This is a genomic window from Rhizobium mesoamericanum STM3625, assembly GCF_000312665.1.
Taxonomy (GTDB): domain Bacteria; phylum Pseudomonadota; class Alphaproteobacteria; order Rhizobiales; family Rhizobiaceae; genus Rhizobium; species Rhizobium mesoamericanum.
Window position 1 is genome coordinate 189,023 of the sequence record NZ_HF536772.1, and the last position, 21,701, is coordinate 210,723.

The window sequence follows — 21,701 nt, forward strand, 5'->3', positions numbered from 1 at the left end:
GCAGGCGAGCGCAACGAAAGGTTAACCACAAGCCTTTACGTTCGGGTAACACTTCGAAGCATGCCAGGAAAAAAATGCGCCATTGGAAGGATACGAGCAGTCTCACGCCGCTCCGCGCGGCGGGCTTTGCCGTATCCATGGCCCTGACTGTAGGCGCTCTCGCGTCTCGACCCGCATTTGCACAGTCGATGCCGGTCTCCAACAATCTAATACGCTCGCCCGACGCATCGGCTACCGCAGCCGCGGCAGATGAAAGCGGTATTGCCGAAACCTCGAACATCACCACATCAACGGTCGACAATGCCGCGCAAGGAGCCACAACCTCCCCCATTGCGGCGTCCGATCAAAAGCCGAGTGACGAAATCACGGGCTCAATCCTTGACGAGGACATGATGCGGCTGAACACGCGCGAGGCGCCGCTAGACGAGCGGCTGCCAGCCCGAAAGCCGGAGCCTAATCCGGCCTTCGAGGAAACACCGGGCATCCGCATCGGCACCTTTGTGCTACGCCCGACCATTACGCAGAGCATCAATACCGAGACCCAGAAAGACGCCGGCGTCAGTCAGACACGTGGTTTCCTCGAAACGGATCTGCACGCCACGCTGACGTCCGACTGGTCGTTGCACCAGCTCTCCGTGACAACGGACGGCGCCTGGCAGAAGAATATAAGCGGCGAAGGCGAGGAGCAGCCGGACTTCCAGATCAAAGGCGACTTGCGCCTCGACCTTCCGCAGGATACGACCGCGCACATCACCGGCGGCTACCATTTCTATCGCGAAGATACTGATGATCCGAATGCTCTGCAGAATGCCGACAAGCAATCGGATGTTCAGGAATTCAGCACCGGCGCTACGATCGAACGCGACTTCGGCATCCTGCGCGCCAGCACCGGGATCGATCTCAGCCGCGCGATCTATTCCGACGCGACGCTTTCCGATGGAACACCGGTTTCGTTGAGCGATCGCAACGAGACCAGCGGCAGGATCCGTGGCCGTATCGGCTACGAGCTGTCCCCGGCCCTCATTCCCTTCATCGAGGCCAATGTCGGCAAGACAGTCTACGATGACGCGGTTGACTCAGCAGGCTACCGCCGCTCGGGGGATAGCTATGGCGCTAAGGTCGGCGTCGAGCTTGACATGGGCGAAAAGCTTCGCGGTGAGGTTGGAGTTGGCTACCAGACTGCCACCTTCGATGACGACCGCCTCTCAGACATCGATGCCGCCGTTGTCGACGCCCAGCTACTGTGGTCGCCGGTGAGAGGCACCGACGTCAATGTCGGCCTGCTGACAAGCATAAACCCGTCGACGACTGCTGGCGAATCCGGCTACGTTTCCCACGCCTTGACGACCGGCATAACGCATCAGCTGCGAGACAATCTGACCGGCAGCGTGCTCGGCGGCATCACCTATCGCGACTATCCGTCGGATAGCCCGACCAGCGACGAAACGGTCTACACCACGAGCGCCGGACTGACCTGGAACATCAACCGCTACCTCGACATGACGAGCACCATCGGCTGGGAGCTGACATCCCGCAAGACGAGCAGTGATTCCGAACAATGGCGAGCTGGCGTCGGCCTGAAACTGAAGCGCTAAAAACGAAATCCGCCTGCAAGTGGGAGGCTTGCAGGCGAATCGAATTGCTCAGGAGCTAACGAGGTCAAAGGCTCTTCAGCAGCGCCTTGAAGCCTTCTTCGACGGTCGGGCGGATGTCGGCACGTTCCAGTGCAAACGCCACGTTGGCCAGGATGAAGCCGTCCTTGGCGCCGCAGTCATAGGTGGTGCCGCGGAAGTGATAGCCTGCGAACGTCTGATCCTTCAGCAGCTTCAGCATGCCGTCGGTCAGCTGGATTTCGTTGCCGGCGCCGCGTTCCTGGGTTTCCAGGATCTTGAAGACCTCAGGCTGTAGTATGTAGCGGCCATTGATGAAATAGTTCGACGGTGCCGTGCCCTTGGCCGGCTTTTCGACCATGCTGGTGATACGGAAACCCTCGCCGATCTGCTCGCCAACGCCGACGATACCGTACTTGTGGGCCTGATCGGGTGCGCATTCCTCGACGGCGATGATGTTGCCGCCGCTGTGGGCATACAGATCGATCATGCCCTTCATGCAGCCTTTGCCTTCGCTCTTCATGATCATGTCCGGCAGCAGCAGAGCGAAGGGTTCATTGCCGACGATCTCGCGGGCACACCAGACGGCGTGGCCGAGGCCAAGCGGCTCCTGCTGGCGGGTGAAGCTGACGGTACCAGCCTTGGGAAGCTGGCCGGCGAGCAGCGTCATTTCCGCCTGCTTACTGCGCTCGCGCAGCGTCTGCTCGAGCTCGAAATGAATATCGAAGTAGTCTTCGATGATGTGCTTGTTTCGACCTGTGACGAAAACGAAATGCTCGATGCCCGCTTCCAAAGCTTCGTCGACCACATACTGAATAATGGGTTTGTCGACGACAGTCAGCATTTCCTTTGGCACGGCTTTCGTGGCCGGGAGAAAGCGAGTCCCGAGGCCTGCAACCGGAAATACAGCTTTACGAACTTTTTTATGCTCTGCCACACAATCCTCCTGCGATGATTACATCGCTTGAAATAAAAGGCATTTTGATTGGACTAGATGAGATTTGCTACCGTTTTGCAAATGGTGACTGCATTCCTACGTCATGGTAAAGAATTTGTTGACTTCGTTCAGGTAGTCTCAGGCCTGAGCGGAAATTCGCGCTCCGCTGTGCCTGAAACGAAAGGACGGATGACCGCCGATGACTCAAAATCACAGAAACTCCCTTCGTGGTCTTGCTATCGCACTCATCGTGACCGCGTCCGCCGGTCTGGCCCCCATCAACGCGAAAGCAGATCAGCGGTTCCAGAAGTGGATCGCGGACTTCTACCAAACTGCCGCTCAAAATGGCATCAGCAAGGCAACTTACCGCAAAGCATTCGCAGGAGTAAACGATCCGGACCCGACCGTGCTCGAGAAGGCGGCCTATCAGCCTGAATTCACGACAAAAATCTGGGACTATGTGGATTCTCGTGTAAATCCTTACACTGTCCAAATTGGTCGTCAGATGGCCGCTAAATACGCCTCGACGCTGAATTCCATCCAGCGCCAGTTTGGCGTGGACAAAACGATTCTGCTTGCCATCTGGTCGATGGAATCGAATTACGGCGCGGTCCTCGGCAAGGACGATCGCCTGCATTATGTGCCGCGCGCCCTGGCGACGCTCGCCTATGCGGACGAACGCCGCGCCAAGTTCGCCAAGAAGCAGCTGATCGCCGCGCTGAAGATCCTGCAGGACGGCGACATTTCCCCGGACGGAATGACCGGCTCCTGGGCCGGCGCAATGGGCCACACCCAGTTTATTCCAACAAGCTATCTGCTCTATGCCGTCGATGCCGACGGCAACGGTCATCGCGATATCTGGAACTCCGTGCCTGATGCGCTCGCCACCTCTGCCAACCTGCTGATGAAGAACGGATGGGATGCCGGCAAGACCTGGGGTTATGAAGTTGTTGTGCCGCCGAATGCCAAAAAGCAGGTTGGAAAGACCCACACGTTGGCGCAGTGGGCCTCCCTAGGCCTGACCCGGCCGAACGGCAAGAGCTTCCGTGATGGCGGCGGCAACGCCGTGCTGAAGATGCCGGCTGGCCCCGATGGTCCGGGCTTCCTGATGACGAGTAACTTCTTCACAATAAAGAACTACAACGCCTCGGACAGCTATGCGATCGCTGTCGGGCTGTTAGCGGATGAGATTGCGGGCTACGGCGGCATGAAACAGCGCTGGCCGCGGCCGGATGGGACGCTTGACGTGAAGGAGAAATTTGAACTGCAAACCCGCCTGAAGACACTCGGCTATTATGACGGGGAGGTTGACGGGAACTTCGGCAGCGGATCGAAGGCTGCCATCGCCGCTGTCCAGGCCCGTATCGGCATGCAGCAGGACGGCGAGCCATCACTGCCGCTCTTAAACGCGCTTCGCAAGTAGACGGAGAATAATCGTCGAGATGCACTTTGGGGTGTGGACGCGCCTTGCCGCTCTATGCGAGAATGCGGGCAGATGCGAGGCTCCTGACTATGCGTAAACGAGTACACCGGGCAACGCTGCGCTGGGGTGCAATCAGCACCGCAACGGTGGTGCTTGTCTTTAGCGCGTTCCCGGTGCAGGTCGTCAATGCGCAGGAGCGGTATTATTATCGCCAATCAATTCTCGATTTCTTCCTCGGCCGTCGCTACATCCAGGAATATCCGCCACAGGCGCCATCTCAAACTGCACCGCAGCGGCAGCCTGCACCAAAAAGAAAGGTTGCGCCCAAGATCGCTTCCACCCCGCGTCCGGCGGCTCCTGCTGCCGTCGAAGAGAGGGTCGTCGAGAAGCTTGCTAACGCCCAGAAGATCCTCGTCGTTGGAGATTTTCTCGCCGGCGGCCTTGGCATCGGCATGGAAGCGGCGTTCAAGGATTCTCCTGGTATCGTCATCGAGACGCACAGCAATGTCGCCTCCGGGCTTGTCCGAGACGATTATTATGACTGGCCGCAACAACTGACAAAGTTCATGGACGAGGCAAAGCCCGCCATGGTCGTCGTCATGCTCGGCGCGAATGACCGCCAGCAGATGGTGACGGATATTGGCAAGGAGAAGTTCAGGACAGACGGCTGGTACGCCGAATATCAGCGTCGCGTCGTGGCCTTCGGCAAGCAGGTGACCAGTCGCAAGATCCCGCTGCTCTGGGTCGGACTGCCAGCCTTCGATTCGCCCGCGATGACCGCCGATGCGGTGCAGCTTAATCAGTTGTTCCGCAAGCAGATGGACAGCGCCGGCGGCGAGTTCGTCGACATCTGGGATGGGTTCGTCGACGAAGCAGGTGATTTCATCGTTACCGGCTCGGATATCAACGGCCAGCAGGTGCGCCTGCGCACTTCGGACGGCATTAACCTCACGGAAGCCGGCCGGCGCAAGCTTGCCTTCTATGTCGAGAAGCCTGTCCGCCGCATTCTCGGTGTGCAGGCAAGCCCTGACCTCGTTCGCCTCGACACCGGCAACGCGCCGGCGATCGATGCGGTCGCGATACCCGGCCGCACCGAACCGATCAGCCTCTCCGACCCCAACCTGGATGGAGGCGCGGAACTCCTTGGTGGCAGAGCACTGCCCGTGAGCGCCACCAAGTCGCCACGCGATCTCTTGGTTCAGGACGGCGAGATGGCAGCGCCCCCCGCCGGTCGCGTCGATGACTACCGAATGACGCCGATGAAGCCGACGGCCCAGATCTCGATCAAATGAAAAGGGGCCGCTCAAACGCGGCCCCAATTCTTCAGCGCCATTGTCCCTTACCGCGGCAGAACCGTCGAGCCCATCAGGGCTTCGTCGATGGCACGGGCGGCCTGGCGGCCTTCGCGAATCGCCCAGACAACCAACGACTGGCCCCGGCGCACGTCGCCTGCCGTCCAGAGCTTGTCGACCGACGTCTTGTAGTCGCGGTCGTTGGCGACGACATTGGTCGAGCCACGACGGTCGGTGTTGAGCGTGAGTTTACCGTCGAGTTCCTTCACCACGCTGTCCTTGAACGGGCCGCTGAAACCGATCGCGATGAAGGCGAGGTCGGCCTTGATGATGAACTCCGTGCCGGCGATCGGCTTGCGGCGCTCGTCGACTTCGCAGCACTTCACGCCGGTAAGCTGGCCATCCTCGCCTACGAACTCGAGCGTTGCCACCTGGAACTCGCGAACGGCGCCTTCCGCCTGCGATGAGGAAGTGCGCATCTTCGTCGCCCAGAACGGCCAGACGGCGAGCTTGTCTTCCTTCTCCGGGGGCTGCGGGCGGATGTCGAGCTGCGTGACCTTCACTGCGCCCTGACGGAACGCCGTGCCGACGCAGTCCGATGCGGTATCGCCACCGCCGACGACGACGACATGCTTTGCGCCTGCGAGGATCGGGTCGGAGGCCCACCCGACGCTATCGATGTTTTCGCGGCCGACGCGCTTGTTCTGCTGCACGAGGTACGGCATCGCATCATGGACACCGGAAAGCTCGATACCGGGAATGCCCGCCTCGCGCGGCGTTTCCGAACCACCACAATAGAGTACCGCATCGTAATCGGCGAGCAGCTGCTCGACCTTCACGTCGACCCCGACATTGACGCCGCAATGGAAGGCAACGCCCTCACCCTTCATCTGCTCGACGCGGCGATCGATAAAGTTCTTTTCCATCTTGAAGTCAGGGATACCGTAGCGCAGCAGGCCGCCGGGCTTGCTTTCGCGTTCGTACACATGGACCTCGTGCCCAGCGCGACCGAGCTGCTGGGCAGCCGCCATGCCGGCCGGGCCGGAACCGATGATCGCCACCTTCTTGCCCGTATGGATAGTCGCCGGCTGCGGACGAATGAAGCCGAGCTCGTAGGCCTTGTCGGCGATCGCCTGCTCGACGGTCTTGATCGCAACCGGCGTGTCTTCGAGATTAAGCGTGCAGGCTTCCTCGCAAGGCGCGGGGCAAACGCGGCCGGTAAACTCGGGGAAGTTGTTCGTCGAATGCAGGTTCTGAATCGCCGCTTCCCAGTTGTTGTTATAGACGAGGTCGTTCCAGTCAGGAATCTGGTTGTGGACAGGACAACCGGTCGGACCATGGCAATAGGGGATGCCACAGTCCATGCAGCGGGCTGCCTGTTTCTGCACTTCCTGGTCCGACATCGGGATCGTGAATTCGCGGAAATGCCGGATGCGATCCGAGGCAGGCTGATACTTCGCCACCTGCCGGTCGATTTCCAGAAACCCTGTGACCTTACCCATGTTTTCGTCCCTTACACTCATGACCGCCTCGCCTGCGGCCAGTTGTCCATCGTCAGCCTCGACAGTGGAGGCAAGTTGCTGCTTTCGACCGTCATCAAGCATATCCCCTGAGTGCGATCCACGCGTCTGCGCTGCCTGAGGCTGCTGCCGATCCGTGGGTCATTGAGATATTTCGGTCATCCGGCGCGCTGGCCTTCGCCAGCGCAACGGAAGTAAGCGTATTTACTCCGCCGCAATTCCCATGCGGGCGCGTTCCATTTCTTCCAGGGCCCGGCGGTACTCGACCGGCATGACCTTGCGGAACTTCGGACGGTAATCGGCCCAGTTGTCCAGGATCTGCTTGGCGCGAGTAGAGCCCGTGTAGTGCAGATGGTTGGAAATCAACTGGTAGAGGCGCTCCTCGTCGTGACGCGTCATGTCACCGGAGACGTCAACGCGTCCCTTGTGCATGAGGTCGCCGCCGTGATGATGCAGCTTCTCGAGCATGTCGTCCTCTTCCGGAACCGGCTCGAGCTCGACCATGGCCATATTGCAGCGCTTGGCGAAATCGCCGGCCTCATCGAGCACGTAAGCGACACCACCGGACATGCCGGCTGCGAAGTTGCGACCTGTCGAGCCGAGCACGACAACGACACCACCTGTCATGTACTCGCAGCCGTGGTCACCCACGCCTTCGACGATGGCGATCGCACCCGAGTTGCGGACGGCGAAGCGCTCGCCCGCGACACCGCGGAAGTAGCACTCGCCTTCGGTCGCACCGTAGAGAACGGTATTGCCAACGATGATCGACTCTTCCGCGACGATTTTCGAATTCTCAGGTGGGCGAACGATGATCTTGCCGCCGGACAGACCCTTACCGACATAGTCGTTGCCGTCGCCGATCAGGTTGAAGGTGATACCGCGTGCGAGGAACGCGCCGAACGACTGGCCGGCCGTGCCCTTGAGCGTCACGTTGATCGTGTCGTCCTTGAGCCCGCGGTGGTTGTAGCGCTTGGCTACTTCCCCCGACAGCATCGCGCCCGCCGAACGGTCGACGTTCTTGATTTCGACTTCGAAGGACACAGGCGCCTTCGAAGACAATGCCGCTTCGGCTTCCGCAATAAGTTTGCGGTCGAGAATGTCGTCGATGGGGTGCTTCTGGCGTGATGTCCAGTAGGTCGAATCCTTCGGCGCCTCGACCTTGTGGAAGATGCGGCTGAAGTCGAGACCCTTGGACTTCCAATGCGCCAGCATCTCGTCCTTCTCGAGCAGCTCCGAAGCGCCGATGATGTCATCGAGCTTGGTGAACCCGAGCGAAGCCAGGATTTCGCGCACTTCGTTGGCGACGAAGAAGAAGTAGTTGACCACGTGCTCCGGCGTGCCCTTGAAACGCTTGCGCAGAACCGGATCCTGCGTGGCAACGCCTACAGGACAGGTGTTCAGGTGGCACTTTCGCATCATGATGCAGCCAGCAGCGATCAGCGGCGCGGTCGCGAAGCCGAATTCGTCGGCGCCGAGAAGCGCCCCGATGATGACATCGCGACCGGTCTTCAAACCACCATCGACCTGCAGCGCGATGCGCGAACGCAGGCCGTTCAGCACAAGCGTCTGCTGGGTTTCGGCAAGGCCGATTTCCCACGGGCTGCCAGCATGCTTCAGCGAGGTCAGCGGCGATGCGCCGGTGCCACCGTCGAAACCGGAGACCGTGATGTGATCGGCGCGTGCCTTGGCAACACCGGCGGCAACCGTGCCGACGCCGACTTCCGAGACGAGCTTGACCGACACGTCAGACGTGGGATTGACGTTCTTCAGATCGTAAATCAGCTGCGCCAGATCTTCGATCGAATAGATGTCGTGATGCGGCGGCGGCGAGATCAGGCCGACACCTGGCGTCGAGTGACGGGTCTTGGCAACCGTCGCATCGACCTTGTGCCCGGGCAACTGCCCGCCTTCGCCGGGCTTTGCACCTTGAGCCACCTTGATCTGCAGCATGTCGGCGTTGACGAGATATTCGGTCGTGACACCAAAGCGTCCTGATGCGATCTGCTTGATCGCCGAGCGTTCCGGGTTCGATGAACCGTCCGGCAGCGGCATGTAACGGTCTGATTCTTCGCCGCCTTCGCCGGTGTTGGACTTACCGCCGATCTTGTTCATCGCAATCGCCAGCGTCGTATGGGCTTCACGGGAGATCGAACCGAAGGACATGGCACCCGTCGAGAAACGCTTGACGATCTCGGCGGCCGGCTCGACCTGGTCGACCGAAACCGGGTTGCGGCCAAGCTGCTCGGCGCTCTTGATGTTGAAGAGCCCGCGGATCGTGTTCATGCGCAGGGCCGAGGTGTTCACCATCTCGGCGAACTCGCGGTAGCGGTCTTCGGCATTGCCGCGAACGGCGTGCTGCAGCGTGGCCACGGCATCGGGTGTCCAGGCATGGCTCTCGCCGCGCATGCGGAAGGCATATTCTCCGCCGATATCGAGCGTCGTCGCCAGCAGCGGGTCCTTGCCGAAGGCAGAAGTGTGACGGGCAACAGTCTCTTCGGCGATCGCCTTTAGATCGACGCCTTCGATCATGGTTGCAGTACCGAAGAAGTACTTGTCGACCAGCTCCTGCTGCAATCCGATCGCGTCGAAGATCTGGCCACCGCAATAGGACTGATAGGTCGAAATGCCCATCTTCGACATGACCTTGAGGATGCCTTTGCCGACCGCCTTGATGTAGCGGTAGACGACTTCGTTGGCGTCGACCTCCTTCGGGAACTCGCCTTTGGCATGCATGTCGAGCAGCGTATCGAAGGCAAGATAAGGGTTGATCGCTTCGGCGCCATAGCCGGCGAGCAGGCAGAAGTGATGGACTTCGCGCGGCTCGCCGGTCTCGACCACGAGGCCGACCGAGGTACGCAGGCCCTTGCGGATCAGGTGATGGTGAACGGCAGCGGTCGCCAGCAGTGCCGGGATCGCGATACGATCCGGTCCGATCTGGCGGTCGGAGAGCACGATGATGTTATAGCCGCCCCTGACCGCTGCTTCTGCGCGCTCACAGAGACGATCGAGCATTTCGGGCATGCCTTCGGCGCCCCGCTCGACATCATAAGTGAAGTCGAGCGTCTTGGTGTCGAAGCGGTCTTCCGTGTGACCAATAGAGCGGATCTTTTCGAGATCGCCGTTGGTCAGGATCGGCTGACGCACTTCCAGGCGCTTGGCGTTCGCCATGCCGGTATGATCGAGAATGTTCGGACGCGGCCCGATGAACGAAACGAGGCTCATGACGAGCTCTTCGCGGATCGGGTCGATCGGCGGGTTGGTGACCTGCGCGAAGTTCTGCTTGAAATAGGTATAGAGCAGCTTCGACTTTTCCGACATCGCGGAGATCGGCGTATCGGTGCCCATCGAGCCGACGGCTTCCTGACCCGTCGTCGCCATCGGTGACATCAGGATCTTGGTGTCTTCGGTGGTGTAGCCGAATGCCTGCTGGCGGTTGAGCAGCGACACGTCGCGGCGCAGGGCACGCGGCTCGACCGGCTTCAGGTCTTCAAGGATCAGCTGCGTGCGATCCAGCCAGTCCCGGTAGGGATGCTTGGTCGCGAGCTCGGACTTCACTTCCTCGTCGGAAACGATGCGGCCCTTCTCCATGTCGATCAACAGCATCTTGCCCGGCTGCAGGCGCCACTTCTGCACGATATCCTCTTCAGCCACCGGCAGCGTGCCGGCTTCCGAAGCGAGAATGACGCGATCGTCGCTGGTGACGAGGTAGCGTGCCGGACGCAGGCCGTTCCGGTCTAGCGTCGCGCCGATCTGCTTGCCGTCGGTGAAAGCGACAGCCGCCGGTCCGTCCCAGGGCTCCATCAGAGCAGCGTGGTATTCGTAGAATGCCTTGCGGTCGGCCGCCATCGACTGGTTGCCCGCCCAGGCTTCCGGGATCAGCATCATCACGGCATGTGCCATGGAGTAGCCACCGCGCACGAGGAACTCGAGCGCGTTGTCGAAACAGGCCGTGTCCGACTGGCCTTCGTAGGAGATCGGCCAGAGCTTGGAGATGTCGTCACCGAAGAGCGGCGACGACACGGAAGCCTGACGCGCCGCCATCCAGTTGACGTTGGAGCGCAGCGTGTTGATTTCGCCGTTGTGGGCCACCATGCGGTAAGGGTGCGCCAGCTTCCACGAGGGGAAGGTGTTGGTCGAGAAGCGCTGGTGCACGAGGGCGACCGCGGTTTCGAAACGCGGGTCGGACAGATCCCGGTAATAGGCGCCGACCTGATAGGCGAGAAACATGCCCTTGTAGACGACCGTCGCCGACGACAGCGACACTGGATAGAAATTGCTCTCCTCGCCGTCAAACTCGTCGTAGATGCGATTGGAGATCACCTTGCGCAGCGTAAACAGCCTGCGCTCGAACTCGTCGTTCGTCGCGGCATCCTTGCCCGCGCCGATAAAGACCTGCACGTGATGCGGCTCGGTGGCAGCAATCTCAGGCGCCTTCGAAAGCGACGAGTTGTCGACGGGCACATCACGGAAGCCAAGGAACACTTGACCTTCTTCGGTGACGACGTCCTGGATCACCTTTTTGAAATGCGCGATCTGCTTTTCGTCGCGCGGCATAAAGATGTGGCCCATGCCGTACTCGCCGACCTTCGGCAGAGTGATACCTTGCTTGGCCATTTCCTCACGAAAGAAGCGATCGGGGATCTGCACGAGAATACCGGCACCATCGCCCATCAGCGGGTCGGCGCCAACGGCACCCCGGTGCGTCAGGTTCTCGAGTATGAAGAGACCGTCCTTAACGATCTGGTGCGACTTCTGGCCCTTCATATGGGCGACAAAGCCGACGCCACAAGCATCATGTTCGTTACGGGGGTCGTAGAGCCCCTGTTTTCGCGGCAGACCGGAGGCGAATTTACGCGCATTGGCCGTCGCGCGCGTCGTTGCTGCTGCGAACTGGTCAAAACCCGTGGATGGCGTCTTCGTCATCTTTCCCTCCTGTCAGAGCCCTCGCGGCTGCGGGCGGCTTCTTGGTCGCGCGCCGTCCCTGATCCTAGGTTCGGCGCGTGACAGCGCTGTTGCATTATCGAAGATCCGGTCGCCGGCGGCAGGCTCTCCAGGGGAAAGCAACCGTGCGCTCCTGCGCCTGCCATCCGCCCCCGCACACGGGCATTCGCCCGCACTTGAAGAACTATAGCGTGAAACCCCACGAGTGTAAGGTTTTTTGGCGCCTCTTCGGCCATTGCGGCCAAATAGGACAGCAACCCTGTCCTAATTCACTTGATCTATGGCAGAAACGTGCTGCCTGCGCAAGAGTGCAGATTCAAAAAATCGGCGGTTTGCGATCTAATCTTGCCGGAATAACTATCCGCAAGACATAAAATTACGCAACTGGGCATTATTTTGTTTATTGATTACCGCAATCAATTTGTGTGATGGATTCCAGGCCCCCTCTTTGACGGGCTGAGGTGATGGCGTAAGGTCGCGCCCGAACCCCATCCCATTGCATCCCACGTGGTCCCTTTCATGTATTTCGCATCTGACAACTGGGCAGGCGCCCATCGATCCATCGCTGAACGTTTGTTCAGGGAATCCGACGGCTTTGCCGCGGCCTATGGCGCAAGCGCGCTCGATCGACATGTCGAGCGGCGCTTTGCCGAAGTCTTCGAGCGTGAAGTCACGGTCCTTTTCGTCGGCACTGGCACGGCAGCGAACTCGCTTTCCCTTGCGAGCGTCCAGCGACCGGGCGGCATCACCTTTTGCCATTCCGAAGCGCATGTGATTGCCGACGAATGCGGCGCACCCGACTTCTTCAGCGGCGCTCGCCTGCTTGGCGTTCCAGGCGCGGAAGGAAAGATCGATCCGGAGAAGCTTAGGGTGAAAATCACGGCTTTCCCCCAGACGGCCGTGCAACACGGGCGCGCAACGGCTGTGACGATCACTCAGGCGACGGAAGCCGGCACAGTCTATACGCTGGCTGAGATCGACAAGATCGCGGCAATCGCCCAGAAGGACAAGCTGTCCCTCCACATGGACGGCGCCCGCTTTGCCAATGCACTCGTCTCTCTCGGCGTCAGCCCGGCCGAGATGACCTGGAAGCGTGGCATCGACATGCTGTCCTTCGGTGGCACGAAGAACGGCTGCTGGTGCGCGGAAGCGATCGTCTTCTTCAATCCGGCGCAGGCAAATGAGATGCCCTTCATCCGCAAACGCGCCGCCCAGTTGTTCTCGAAGTCGCGCTTCATCGCGGCCCAGTTCGAAGCCTATTTCGAGAACGATCTCTGGCTCGATCTTGCCCGCCATGCGAACGGCATGTCCGATCGTCTGCGAGCCGGCATCATCGCGAGCAACGCATCGCGGCTTGCATGGCCGACGTCTGCCAACGAGGTCTTCGCCGTGATCCCAAAAAGAGCCGCGAAAACGGCAGTGGAAAGGGGTGCGAAGTTCTATGAATGGCCGGTGCCGCCAGCGACCCCCGAGCTCGTCGGCCCGAGTGAAACGCTGATCCGCCTCGTCACCAGTTTTGCGACTGACGATGCAGATGTCGATGGTTTCCTGGACTGCCTCGCCAGCTGAGTTCTCAGGCTCAATTCTGATGGCCCGTCACGGCGGATTGTGGCTTGCCGTCATCCGTCGTTTTTGCGTCATGCCCCGCCACGACAATCAGCATCAAACAGGCAATCAACCCGGATACGAAGAGTACTCCATACGTCATCGGTCCGTTCTCCTTGCCCCGAAGATCGACCATAGGCTAGGACAAATTAGGCTTCGAACCTGACCAGAGTCCTAAATTAAAGGGTTGATGGTCGCTTAAGATGCAGCAAGGCGGCTTAACCTTTCGCTATCCATCCCTGGTGCTTGGGATTCGCCACACCTTCAGGCAGATCTCAGGTTCCGCACCTTGGCGAGGATGTCTTCCGACAGGGCCGAAACCAGCGCCCGGTCGGCGCCCTTGCGAGGCACCAGAACAAATTCCACGTCCTCGAGAACGGGCAGTCTGTCCCTCCCGATTTCCTTCAGACCTGATGGCACCATGCTACGCGGCTGCACCAGCACGCCCATGCCGGCCCGCGCGGCCGCGGTCAGCCCGCTGAGGCTGCCGCAGGTGCAGACGATCCGCCAGGTGATCTGGCTTCGGCCCAGCGCCTCGAGGGAAATGCTGCGAGTAATGCTCGGCGGCGGGAAGGCAATCAGCGGCAGTGGCCCGCTGCTCAGCACATGATCCGGGTCACGCGCCAGCCAGACGAGCGGCTCACGGTAGACCAGCCGCCCGCGCGCATCACCCAGCCGGCGCTTCGCCAGCACGAGGTCGATCTCGCCATTGTCCTGCATCTCGTAAAGCGTTCCGGAAAGTGCCACCGTCAGCTGAAGATCGACCGAGGGGTGCGAACGTACGAAATCCTCCAGCACCGCCGGAAGCTGACTGGTCACGAAATCCTCAGACACGCCAAGCCGCAGGTTGCCGCGCAGGTCCTTCCCCTTGAATTGAGATTGCACCTGCGCTTCGATTGCCAGCATCGCCCGAGCGTGGCTGAGTAGCGCTTCGCCGTCCGTCGTCAGCACCACCTTGTGGGTATCTCGCGCCAGCAATCGTCGGCCGACCGCACTTTCCAGCCGCTGGATGTGCTGGCTGACGGTCGATTGCCCAAGACCCAGCCGCTCCGCGGCCAGCGTAAAGCTTCCCATCTGCTCGACGGTCACGAAGCTGCGCAATTGGGTAAGGTCAAGCACGATCTATCTCGAAGCGTGATAACTGTTATTTCTTGCATCCTATATCATAATGGAAGAAACACGAATGATCTACTGACCCGATGAGTTCCGACATGCGCCGCTTTCTGCCCGATACGTTCACGATCTTGCTGGTCTGCACGGTTATTCTCGCCTCGTTGCTGCCTGCTCAGGGCACATTTGCGGACTATTTCGGGATAGCCACGAATCTGGCGATCGCCCTCCTCTTTTTCCTGCACGGCGCGCGCCTGTCACGTGACGTCGTGATCGCCGGCATGCTCCACTGGCGGCTGCATCTCGCGATCCTGCTGACGACGTTCGGCCTCTTTCCGATACTCGGCCTTAGCCTCGGCTTCCTGCCGGAATGGATCTTGCCGAAATCGCTCTATCTCGGGATCCTCTATTTGAGCGTCCTGCCGTCGACTGTACAATCCTCGATTGCCTTCACCTCGATGGCGGGCGGCAACGTACCGGCCGCCATCTGCTCGGCATCGGCATCGAACATCTTGGGCATGTTCTTGACGCCTCTGCTCGTCGGACTGCTCTTCTCCGTCGGCGGTCATGGCGGCTTCTCATGGAACGTGCTCGGACAGATTCTCTTGCAGCTGTTGCTGCCCTTCGTTGTCGGCCAGGTGCTGCAGCCGTGGATCGGCAACTGGATCCGCGCCAAGAAGACGTTGCTGATGCCCGTCGACCGCGGCTCAATCCTGATGGTCGTCTATCTCGCCTTCAGCAAGGCGGTCGTCGAGGGGTTGTGGCACACATTCTCCGTCAGCGACATCGCTGCGGTCATCATCGCCAACACCGTGCTCCTCGCCTTCGTACTCTGCTTCACCATGTATGGCAGCCGTCTGCTGGGCTTCAACAAGGCCGACGAGATCACCATCACCTTCTGCGGCTCTAAGAAGAGCCTTGCGAGCGGCGCTCCGATGGCCAGTGTCATCTTCGCCGGGCAATCGGTCGGCGCGATCGTGCTGCCGCTGATGATGTTTCACCAGATCCAGCTGATGGTCTGCGCCGTCATCGCGCAAAAATATGCGGCCAAGACAGCGCACCGCATCACGGAAGAGGAAGCCGAAGAAGCGGCAAGCCCGGCCTGACACCGGACAATAAAAAGGCGACGCTCGGATGAGCGCCGCCTGCATTCTGGCCTGGGAGGACCGATTAGTTGGCGACCTGCGCTTCGATGGCCTTCGGCGCGCTGACCGGCTCAGCCGCGATCGCGATCTTGCGCGGCTTCATGGCTTCCGGAATGCTGCGAAGCAGGTCGATATGGAGCAGACCGTTCTTCAGCGAAGCGGCGGTAACCTCGACATGGTCGGCAAGCTGGAAGCGGCGCTCAAAGGCGCGCTTGGCGATGCCGCGATAGAGGAACTCGCTACCTTCCGCTTTGTCTTCGCTCTTTTCACCCTTGACAGTCAGAGCGTGGGCCTGCGCCTCGATTGAAATTTCGGTCTCATCGAAACCGGCAACGGCCATTGTGATACGGTAGGTGTTCTCACCGGTACGCTCGATGTTGTAGGGCGGATAGGTCTGCCCCTGGTCAGGCTGACCGAGACTGTCGAGCATCGTGAAGAGACGGTCGAAACCGACGGTGGAGCGATAAAGGGGAGAGAAGTCTACGTGACGCATGATGTCCTCCTGAGGAAGCGACGTGTTGCGATGATGCCCCAAAAACCCCTTACTCGGCAGCTTCGGGACGGTTCGGCAGGCCCGTTTGGCGCCTGCAGGGAGGATGTGGGGATGGTTTCTGCGCAGTTCAAGACCTGCTCGGGAGCGAACTCAGACGGCGTGAACCTGATATGAACGGCGGGTTCGGGAGCCGTTCATGCGCGGGGGAGTAGGAATCATGCCATCGGGTGACACTGGCCCGATGGCTGGAGTGTATCGTCCCTTCGTCTTCAGCCCGATCTCCAACCGGCATCGCGAAATCCCTCAGGTTCCGCATGCCGGTCTTTTTTGTTGTCGAGTTCGAAGACGAGAAAAGCGGGCGGTTCGTCAGGCCGACAGCTACTTGGCGCGCTCGTTGATCTGCTCACAGGCGTCCTCGAATGGATCGCGCGTCGGAAACAAGGGCGAAGCGCCAAGCAGAATAAGCGCCTTTAAATGCTTCCAGCCGCCTTCCTCACCGAGGACGGTGGCATAGGATGTCATCGCGGTGTGCGCCTCGACCGCACAAAGACGTTTGTATTCAGCAAAATTCGCGAAGTTCTCGTGATTGCTGTCCGAAGGATGGAAAGTCTCGGCCGCGGCACCTTCAGCAAGAATGACTTCGTGCGTGTTGAGCAGGATGGCGTAGTACTCGATCGATTTATCGCCCACAGGAACGATCGGCGCAATCGTCGTGCCGTTCACCAGATCCTTCACGCGGATGAGAACGCCATTCAGGAACAACGCATGGCCCGGCGATAGGTAGAGATCGGAATGCGGTGTGCGGCTATCCAGCGCATGGCGCGAGACTCTGATCGGCACGACGCTTTCATGCCAAGGTGCACCACTTTTCTTGAACACTTGGCGGCCAACCCATTTGATCGGGCGGGCATCTCCATCCGGAAGCGCAACGCGATCGCCAATCCGAAGCTCCTCAACACGCTTTTCGCCGCAGTCCGTGAGGATCGCCGTCCCGCGCAGGAAACACTGCGCGCCGCCGTTGCCGCCGCCGCCACCAGAACCCGCGTGCCCACCGGAGCCGTTCCCGCCTCCGCCCGAGTGTCCCCGCCCCCAACGCCGGCCAATCGCGTTCGCGGGAGACTTGGAAACTGCCGCCGCCAGAGCCGAGACGCTGGCGAGCCGCGCCCCGGCAGCTGCGGCCACACCTAGAAAATGTCTTCGGGCGGTATTGCGTGGCAGCTTCGGATCTTCCGTGGATGACATTCTGGCGTCCTTTGAAAAGAGTAACACCGCTCCATGTTATAATAAGTTGCACTGCGTTGAACTTCGCAGAATAGCGCTGAACCGTACCGAAAAGGGCGTAAGCAAACGACGCCGTCGGATTCATGGGTTGCAAGGCGGCAACGAAGCTCAACTTGAGATCCATCACCGTTTGCCGAAGCTTTTTCTTTGATTTGACACGGCGATCGCCTATCCGCTTTACTCCATATGCGAATCCGCGAAGGACACGATCGATCGACCATGGAACAGGTCCTTTTTTCGACCCCCGATAATCCTGCACCCGAAAACCGCACCGACGGCTTCTTCGACACTCATGACGGCCATCGGCTGCGCTATGCCGTTTTCCGCGCCGATGCGCCCGTGGCGAAGGGCACCGTCGTGCTCCTCCAGGGGCGAAACGAATATATCGAAAAGTATTTCGAGACGATCCGTGACCTGACGGCTAAGGGTCTCTGGGTCGCGACATTCGATCTGCGTGGCCAGGGCGGCTCCGACCGGCTGCTGAAGAAGGGCTCGTACGGCCATGTCCGGCGCTTTATCGACTACGAGCACGACCTCGACACGTTCCTCGAGAAGGTCGTACTGCCGGATACCCGCCTACCCTTCTTCATACTCGCGCATTCGACCGGCGCGCTGATTGCAATGTCGGCTGCCCCGTATCTCTCGACACGCATCGAGCGAATGGTCTTGACGGCGCCCTTTATTGGACTCTCGGGTCAGGCAGCGTCGGAAGGCACGATCCGCGCCCTCGCCGGGGTCGCCTGTTCGCTTGGTCTCGGGTCGTTTCCGCTAACGCGGCGCCTCAAAGAGCTGCCTTTCCGCGACAATCCCCTGACGTCGGACGAGACTCGGTTCGAACGAAACGTCGCCGTTGCTACGGCTCATCCGGAACTGACCCTTGGTCCGCCGACCGCGCGCTGGCTGCACGACTCCTTCCAGACGATCGATCGCGTGACCTCTCCCAGTCATCTGTTTTCGATCACCATACCGACGGTCGTCATCGCACCGACCCGCGACGCCATCGTGCCCTATATCGCGCAGGAGCGCATCTCGCGCTATTTCCGTGCCGCCCAGTTCGTGCCGATCAATGGTGCGCGGCATGAAGTGCTGCAGGAGCGCGATGTCTACCGCAAGGCAGCGCTCGCAGCCTTTCACGCGTTCGTCCCGGGCAGCGACGCCGAGGCTGTCGAGGAAGTCGAAGGATTTGGCACCTAGCTCGGCTCAAGGAAAGATCGCGGAAAATGGCGTCGGATACTACCGATTGAGAATGGCCATCGCCTGTTCGTAGACGGCATGGCTGCCGGCTGCAATGATCGAGCCGCCGTTTTCCGGGCGCCCGCCATCCCAGGTCGTGATGATCCCGCCGGCATTCTCGATGACGGGAATGATGCCGCCGACATCATACGGCTTCAAGCTGTTTTCGATCACCAGGTCAACGTGGCCGGCGGCGAGCAGCGCATAGGCATAGCAGTCCGTGCCATACCGGAAGAGCCTCACCTGGCTTTCGACTTCCCGGTATTTTTCCATCTCGGCGCCCGTAAAGAGATGCGGTGAGGTGGTGAAAAGAATGGCGTTTGCAAGAGCGCCGCAATCGCGCACCTGCAGCCGGCGCTCCCCCTCCGGGCCGCTGTAAATAGAACCATTCGCATCCGCGAAGTAGCGCTCGCCGGTGAAAGGCTGCTCGATCATTCCCATAATGGCCCGGCCGTCGCGCTGCAGACCGATCAGCGTCCCCCAGACAGGCACGCCTGATATAAATGCGCGCGTGCCATCGATCGGGTCGATCACCCAAACGTATTCGCGGTCGAGACCGACATCGCCGTGTTCCTCACCAAGAATGCCGTGATCTGGAAAATGCTCCTCGATCAGTGCCCGAATGGCGACTTCCGCCGCTCTGTCGCCCTCGGTGACAGGATCGAAGCCGCTCGACAGCTTGTTGGTCACATCAAGCCCGGAGCGAAAACGCGGCAGCGTCTCGGCCTTTGCGGCCTCCGCCAGGCGAATGAAGAACGAGCGATCAGGAAGCATGGTGAAATCCATCAGTGGCGCGCGAATGGCGCTTTTCATAGCGGAATTGCGGCGAGTTGCAAATGAGAGCGGCAGCCTTCAGGCTTCCGCACATTATTTTTGCACCGCAAAATTTTGATTGACAATTGTGCACTGCAATAGTAGTACTTACTCACAGTCTTCTGACTGTAAATACCCTCCTTGGGTGTTTCCTCCCTAGACTTAGGCCGCCGCGAGGCGGTCTTTTTTTGAATTCGCTGCTACTCGGCAGCCAGGGCAGAGTCGGTCGCGAATTGCGCCACATAGTCTGCCATCTGACGCATAAAGGCGGTGATCGCCCCTGCAATCAACGCGAAGTCGGCGCGCTTCTCCAGCGTGATCTCATCGACATAGATCGATCGGTTCACTTCAATCTGCAGAGCATGCAGCCCGCGTGACGGGCGGCCGTAATGCTCGGTGATGAATCCGCCAGCATAAGGTTTGTTGCGGATCGCCGTAAAGCCCATTTCCTCGAAAATCGCGACAGCCGCGCGCGACAGTTCCGCCGAAGCACTAGTGCCATAGCGATCGCCGATGATGAAATCGGGGCGAGCATTGGTGCCGGCGACGCGGACATTGCCCGGCATCGAGTGGCAATCGATCAGCACACCGAAGCCGAACTGGACATGTGTGCGCGCGATCAGTCGCCGCAGCGCCGCATGATATGGCTTATAGACGGCCTCGATGCGATCGAGCCCTTCCTGCACCGACAGACGACGGGCGTAGATTTCCATGTTCTCGGCAACGATGCGCGGAATGGTGCCAAGCCCACCTGCGACGCGCAGCGAATTGATGTTGGCATAGGGCGGCAGCAGACCGTCGAACATGCGCGGATCGAGCTCGTAGGGTTCGCGATTGACGTCGAGGTAGGCGCGCGGAAAGTTGGCGAGCAGGAGTGGTGCCCCGAGCGCGCTCGCATCGGCAAACAATTCATCGACATAGTGGTCCTCGGAGCGACGGATGGAAACGCCCTCAAGCCGTGACTGGGCGATGAAGTCGGGAGGATAGATGCGCCCGCTGTGCGGCGAGTTGTAGACGAATGGAATAGCGTGCGACAAAGGCTCCCGGATCTCGAAAAGTGCGTATTCGGGGATTTCGTGCACCTTGTTCCCTCTTTACCATGCCAGGAGGCGACTGCTTCGCCCATGTTGCCAGTTGCCGCACCGCAAGTCCATACTATCTCATGGGGATGACGCGCCAGACAGCCTCTTCACCGGTTGTTTACTGGCCGACTTCTAGTGTAATTGGCTGGAGCCCCACGCATAAATTACTGATTAGCGGTCTGGATAATGACTCAGAAGATACTTCTTGCAGAAGACGACAACGACATGCGCCGCTTCCTTGTGAAGGCGCTTGAAAAGGCAGGCTACAAGGTCCTCTCTTACGACAACGGTGCCAGCGCCTATGACAGGCTTCGCGAAGAACCCTTCTCGCTGCTCCTGACCGATATCGTCATGCCCGAAATGGACGGAATCGAACTGGCGCGCCGCGCCACGGAACTCGATCCGGACCTGAAGGTGATGTTCATCACCGGATTCGCGGCTGTCGCACTGAACCCTGATTCGAAGGCGCCGAAGGACGCGAAGGTTCTTTCCAAGCCGTTCCACCTTCGCGACCTCGTTGAGGAAGTGAACAAAATGCTTGCCGCATAGGGCTTCCGGCAGTGCGTGCCACAAAACCGAAAAAAGTCTATTGACGACAAAAACGGTTTGTGGTCTATGCGCCGCCATCGGATGGGCGTGTAGCTCAGCGGGAGAGCACTACGTTGACATCGTAGGGGTCACAAGTTCGATCCTTGTCACGCCCACCATTCGAATTCAAAGGCTTAGCGAGAAATCGCTAAGCCTTTTCTCGTTTCCAGCGCCGGCTCAAGCATTGGCCTGCGCGGCGCCTGCGGGGCAAGAAACGAATGGCAGTCTTCTGTCGCGTTACGGGTTGTTATAAAACGATCCGCCGTCGTAAACGCAGGCGTAGTCAAGGACGCATTGCCTGCCCGTCGCGTCCCGGAAACTGGCGTTAGTGCGCGCATAGCCCAGGCCGCATTTGGCAGGCGGATAGCGGAAGCTGCTGCCGCCGAAGCCCGAGCGGACGAACACCTTCTTGTTCTGCCTGATAATCTGCGAAATTTGGCTGCAGGTGTAAGAACGCGCATCGACGTTCAGTGCGCCGGCAGAGAATGCTGCCGATGCCAGCAACAGCGCCGCGGCCAACATCGAAGCATGAATGGTGAGCCTAAACGCAGCGCACATGTTACCTTTCCCGAAATAGGGAAAACCACTATACTCGCTTTCAGCGAACCGACAAATCAGCTCCCGC

17 protein-coding genes and 1 tRNA gene are annotated in these 21,701 nt (G+C 59.9%); 8 read left to right on the top strand and 10 right to left on the bottom strand.

Features of this window, described 5'->3' with window-relative positions:
- Positions 1-74 precede the first annotated feature (74 nt).
- Positions 75-1,595: an outer membrane beta-barrel protein gene (locus BN77_RS00995; RefSeq protein WP_007527536.1), complete on the top strand. Its 1,521-nt coding sequence runs from the start codon at positions 75-77 to the stop codon at positions 1,593-1,595.
- Positions 1,596-1,659: 64 nt separating this feature from the next.
- Here the strand turns inward: BN77_RS00995 and galU are convergent, their stop codons facing one another.
- The gene (gene galU, locus BN77_RS01000) at positions 1,660-2,547 is read right to left on the bottom strand and encodes a UTP--glucose-1-phosphate uridylyltransferase GalU (RefSeq protein ID WP_040676590.1); all 888 of its coding nucleotides are present in this window, start codon (positions 2,545-2,547) and stop codon (positions 1,660-1,662) included.
- A gap of 199 nt (positions 2,548-2,746) precedes the next feature.
- On the opposite strand from galU, the gene BN77_RS01005 reads away from it, so the two are divergent.
- Positions 2,747-3,970: a lytic murein transglycosylase gene (locus BN77_RS01005; protein WP_007527540.1), complete on the top strand. Its 1,224-nt coding sequence runs from the start codon at positions 2,747-2,749 to the stop codon at positions 3,968-3,970.
- 62 nt (positions 3,971-4,032) lie between these two features.
- On the top strand, positions 4,033-5,262 hold the full coding sequence (locus tag BN77_RS01010; RefSeq protein WP_081593512.1) for an SGNH/GDSL hydrolase family protein: 1,230 nt from the start codon (positions 4,033-4,035) through the stop codon (positions 5,260-5,262).
- Between the two features lie 47 nt (positions 5,263-5,309).
- Here the strand turns inward: BN77_RS01010 and BN77_RS01015 are convergent, their stop codons facing one another.
- Together BN77_RS01015 and gltB are read right to left on the bottom strand one after the other, a co-directional pair.
- Positions 5,310-6,764, bottom strand: a complete 1,455-nt coding sequence (locus BN77_RS01015; protein WP_007527544.1) for a glutamate synthase subunit beta — start codon at positions 6,762-6,764, stop codon at positions 5,310-5,312.
- A gap of 222 nt (positions 6,765-6,986) precedes the next feature.
- Positions 6,987-11,708, bottom strand: a complete 4,722-nt coding sequence (gene gltB / locus BN77_RS01020) for a glutamate synthase large subunit (RefSeq protein WP_007527545.1) — start codon at positions 11,706-11,708, stop codon at positions 6,987-6,989.
- 537 nt (positions 11,709-12,245) lie between these two features.
- Between gltB and BN77_RS01025 the strand changes: the two genes are divergently transcribed.
- Positions 12,246-13,295, top strand: coding sequence for a threonine aldolase family protein (locus tag BN77_RS01025; RefSeq protein WP_007527547.1), 1,050 nt, complete (start codon positions 12,246-12,248; stop codon positions 13,293-13,295).
- 10 nt (positions 13,296-13,305) lie between these two features.
- On the opposite strand, the gene BN77_RS35495 is transcribed toward BN77_RS01025, so the two are convergent.
- Together BN77_RS35495 and BN77_RS01030 are read right to left on the bottom strand one after the other, a co-directional pair.
- Positions 13,306-13,434 carry a hypothetical protein gene (locus BN77_RS35495; RefSeq protein WP_280109900.1) on the bottom strand — a complete coding sequence of 43 codons (129 nt, stop codon included), beginning with the start codon at positions 13,432-13,434 and terminating at the stop codon, positions 13,306-13,308.
- Positions 13,435-13,595: 161 nt separating this feature from the next.
- Positions 13,596-14,450 carry a LysR family transcriptional regulator gene (locus BN77_RS01030; protein WP_007527550.1) on the bottom strand — a complete coding sequence of 285 codons (855 nt, stop codon included), beginning with the start codon at positions 14,448-14,450 and terminating at the stop codon, positions 13,596-13,598.
- A gap of 92 nt (positions 14,451-14,542) precedes the next feature.
- On the opposite strand from BN77_RS01030, the gene BN77_RS01035 reads away from it, so the two are divergent.
- Positions 14,543-15,547: a bile acid:sodium symporter family protein gene (locus BN77_RS01035; protein WP_040677494.1), complete on the top strand. Its 1,005-nt coding sequence runs from the start codon at positions 14,543-14,545 to the stop codon at positions 15,545-15,547.
- A 64-nt stretch (positions 15,548-15,611) separates the two neighbouring features.
- Here the strand turns inward: BN77_RS01035 and BN77_RS01040 are convergent, their stop codons facing one another.
- Together BN77_RS01040 and BN77_RS01045 are read right to left on the bottom strand one after the other, a co-directional pair.
- The gene (locus BN77_RS01040; RefSeq protein ID WP_007527554.1) at positions 15,612-16,079 is read right to left on the bottom strand and encodes an Hsp20 family protein; all 468 of its coding nucleotides are present in this window, start codon (positions 16,077-16,079) and stop codon (positions 15,612-15,614) included.
- A gap of 378 nt (positions 16,080-16,457) precedes the next feature.
- The gene (locus tag BN77_RS01045) at positions 16,458-17,321 is read right to left on the bottom strand and encodes a Hint domain-containing protein (RefSeq protein WP_007527556.1); all 864 of its coding nucleotides are present in this window, start codon (positions 17,319-17,321) and stop codon (positions 16,458-16,460) included.
- 258 nt (positions 17,322-17,579) lie between these two features.
- Between BN77_RS01045 and BN77_RS01050 the strand changes: the two genes are divergently transcribed.
- Positions 17,580-18,554: an alpha/beta fold hydrolase gene (locus tag BN77_RS01050; RefSeq protein WP_007527558.1), complete on the top strand. Its 975-nt coding sequence runs from the start codon at positions 17,580-17,582 to the stop codon at positions 18,552-18,554.
- A 39-nt stretch (positions 18,555-18,593) separates the two neighbouring features.
- Here BN77_RS01050 and hisN read toward each other — a convergent pair whose 3' ends face one another.
- Positions 18,594-19,367 carry a histidinol-phosphatase gene (gene hisN, locus BN77_RS01055; RefSeq protein WP_007527560.1) on the bottom strand — a complete coding sequence of 258 codons (774 nt, stop codon included), beginning with the start codon at positions 19,365-19,367 and terminating at the stop codon, positions 18,594-18,596.
- Between the two features lie 239 nt (positions 19,368-19,606).
- Complete coding sequence (locus tag BN77_RS01060; RefSeq protein ID WP_007527562.1) at positions 19,607-20,488, bottom strand: N-formylglutamate amidohydrolase; 882 nt, start codon at positions 20,486-20,488, stop codon at positions 19,607-19,609.
- Positions 20,489-20,674: 186 nt separating this feature from the next.
- On the opposite strand from BN77_RS01060, the gene cpdR1 reads away from it, so the two are divergent.
- Entirely contained in the window at positions 20,675-21,037 is a 363-nt protein-coding gene (gene cpdR1, locus BN77_RS01065) for a response regulator CpdR1 (protein ID WP_007527565.1), read from the top strand.
- A gap of 83 nt (positions 21,038-21,120) precedes the next feature.
- A tRNA-Val gene (locus BN77_RS01070) sits at positions 21,121-21,195 on the top strand.
- A gap of 118 nt (positions 21,196-21,313) precedes the next feature.
- Here BN77_RS01070 and BN77_RS01075 read toward each other — a convergent pair.
- Positions 21,314-21,610: a hypothetical protein gene (locus BN77_RS01075; RefSeq protein WP_040677496.1), complete on the bottom strand. Its 297-nt coding sequence runs from the start codon at positions 21,608-21,610 to the stop codon at positions 21,314-21,316.
- Positions 21,611-21,701: the final 91 nt, after the last annotated feature.

Coding starts and splice junctions, on each gene's coding strand:
- BN77_RS01025 (WP_007527547.1), top strand. CDS start 12,246: ATGTATTTCGCATCTGACAACTGGGCAGGCGCCCATCGATCCATCGCT.
- BN77_RS01005 (WP_007527540.1), top strand. CDS start 2,747: ATGACTCAAAATCACAGAAACTCCCTTCGTGGTCTTGCTATCGCACTC.
- BN77_RS01010 (WP_081593512.1), top strand. CDS start 4,033: ATGCGGGCAGATGCGAGGCTCCTGACTATGCGTAAACGAGTACACCGG.
- BN77_RS35495 (WP_280109900.1), bottom strand. CDS start 13,434: ATGACGTATGGAGTACTCTTCGTATCCGGGTTGATTGCCTGTTTGATG.
- BN77_RS01045 (WP_007527556.1), bottom strand. CDS start 17,321: ATGTCATCCACGGAAGATCCGAAGCTGCCACGCAATACCGCCCGAAGA.
- BN77_RS01035 (WP_040677494.1), top strand. CDS start 14,543: ATGCGCCGCTTTCTGCCCGATACGTTCACGATCTTGCTGGTCTGCACG.
- gltB (WP_007527545.1), bottom strand. CDS start 11,708: ATGACGAAGACGCCATCCACGGGTTTTGACCAGTTCGCAGCAGCAACG.
- cpdR1 (WP_007527565.1), top strand. CDS start 20,675: ATGACTCAGAAGATACTTCTTGCAGAAGACGACAACGACATGCGCCGC.
- BN77_RS01050 (WP_007527558.1), top strand. CDS start 17,580: ATGGAACAGGTCCTTTTTTCGACCCCCGATAATCCTGCACCCGAAAAC.
- BN77_RS00995 (WP_007527536.1), top strand. CDS start 75: ATGCGCCATTGGAAGGATACGAGCAGTCTCACGCCGCTCCGCGCGGCG.
- BN77_RS01015 (WP_007527544.1), bottom strand. CDS start 6,764: ATGGGTAAGGTCACAGGGTTTCTGGAAATCGACCGGCAGGTGGCGAAG.
- hisN (WP_007527560.1), bottom strand. CDS start 19,367: ATGCTTCCTGATCGCTCGTTCTTCATTCGCCTGGCGGAGGCCGCAAAG.
- BN77_RS01040 (WP_007527554.1), bottom strand. CDS start 16,079: ATGCGTCACGTAGACTTCTCTCCCCTTTATCGCTCCACCGTCGGTTTC.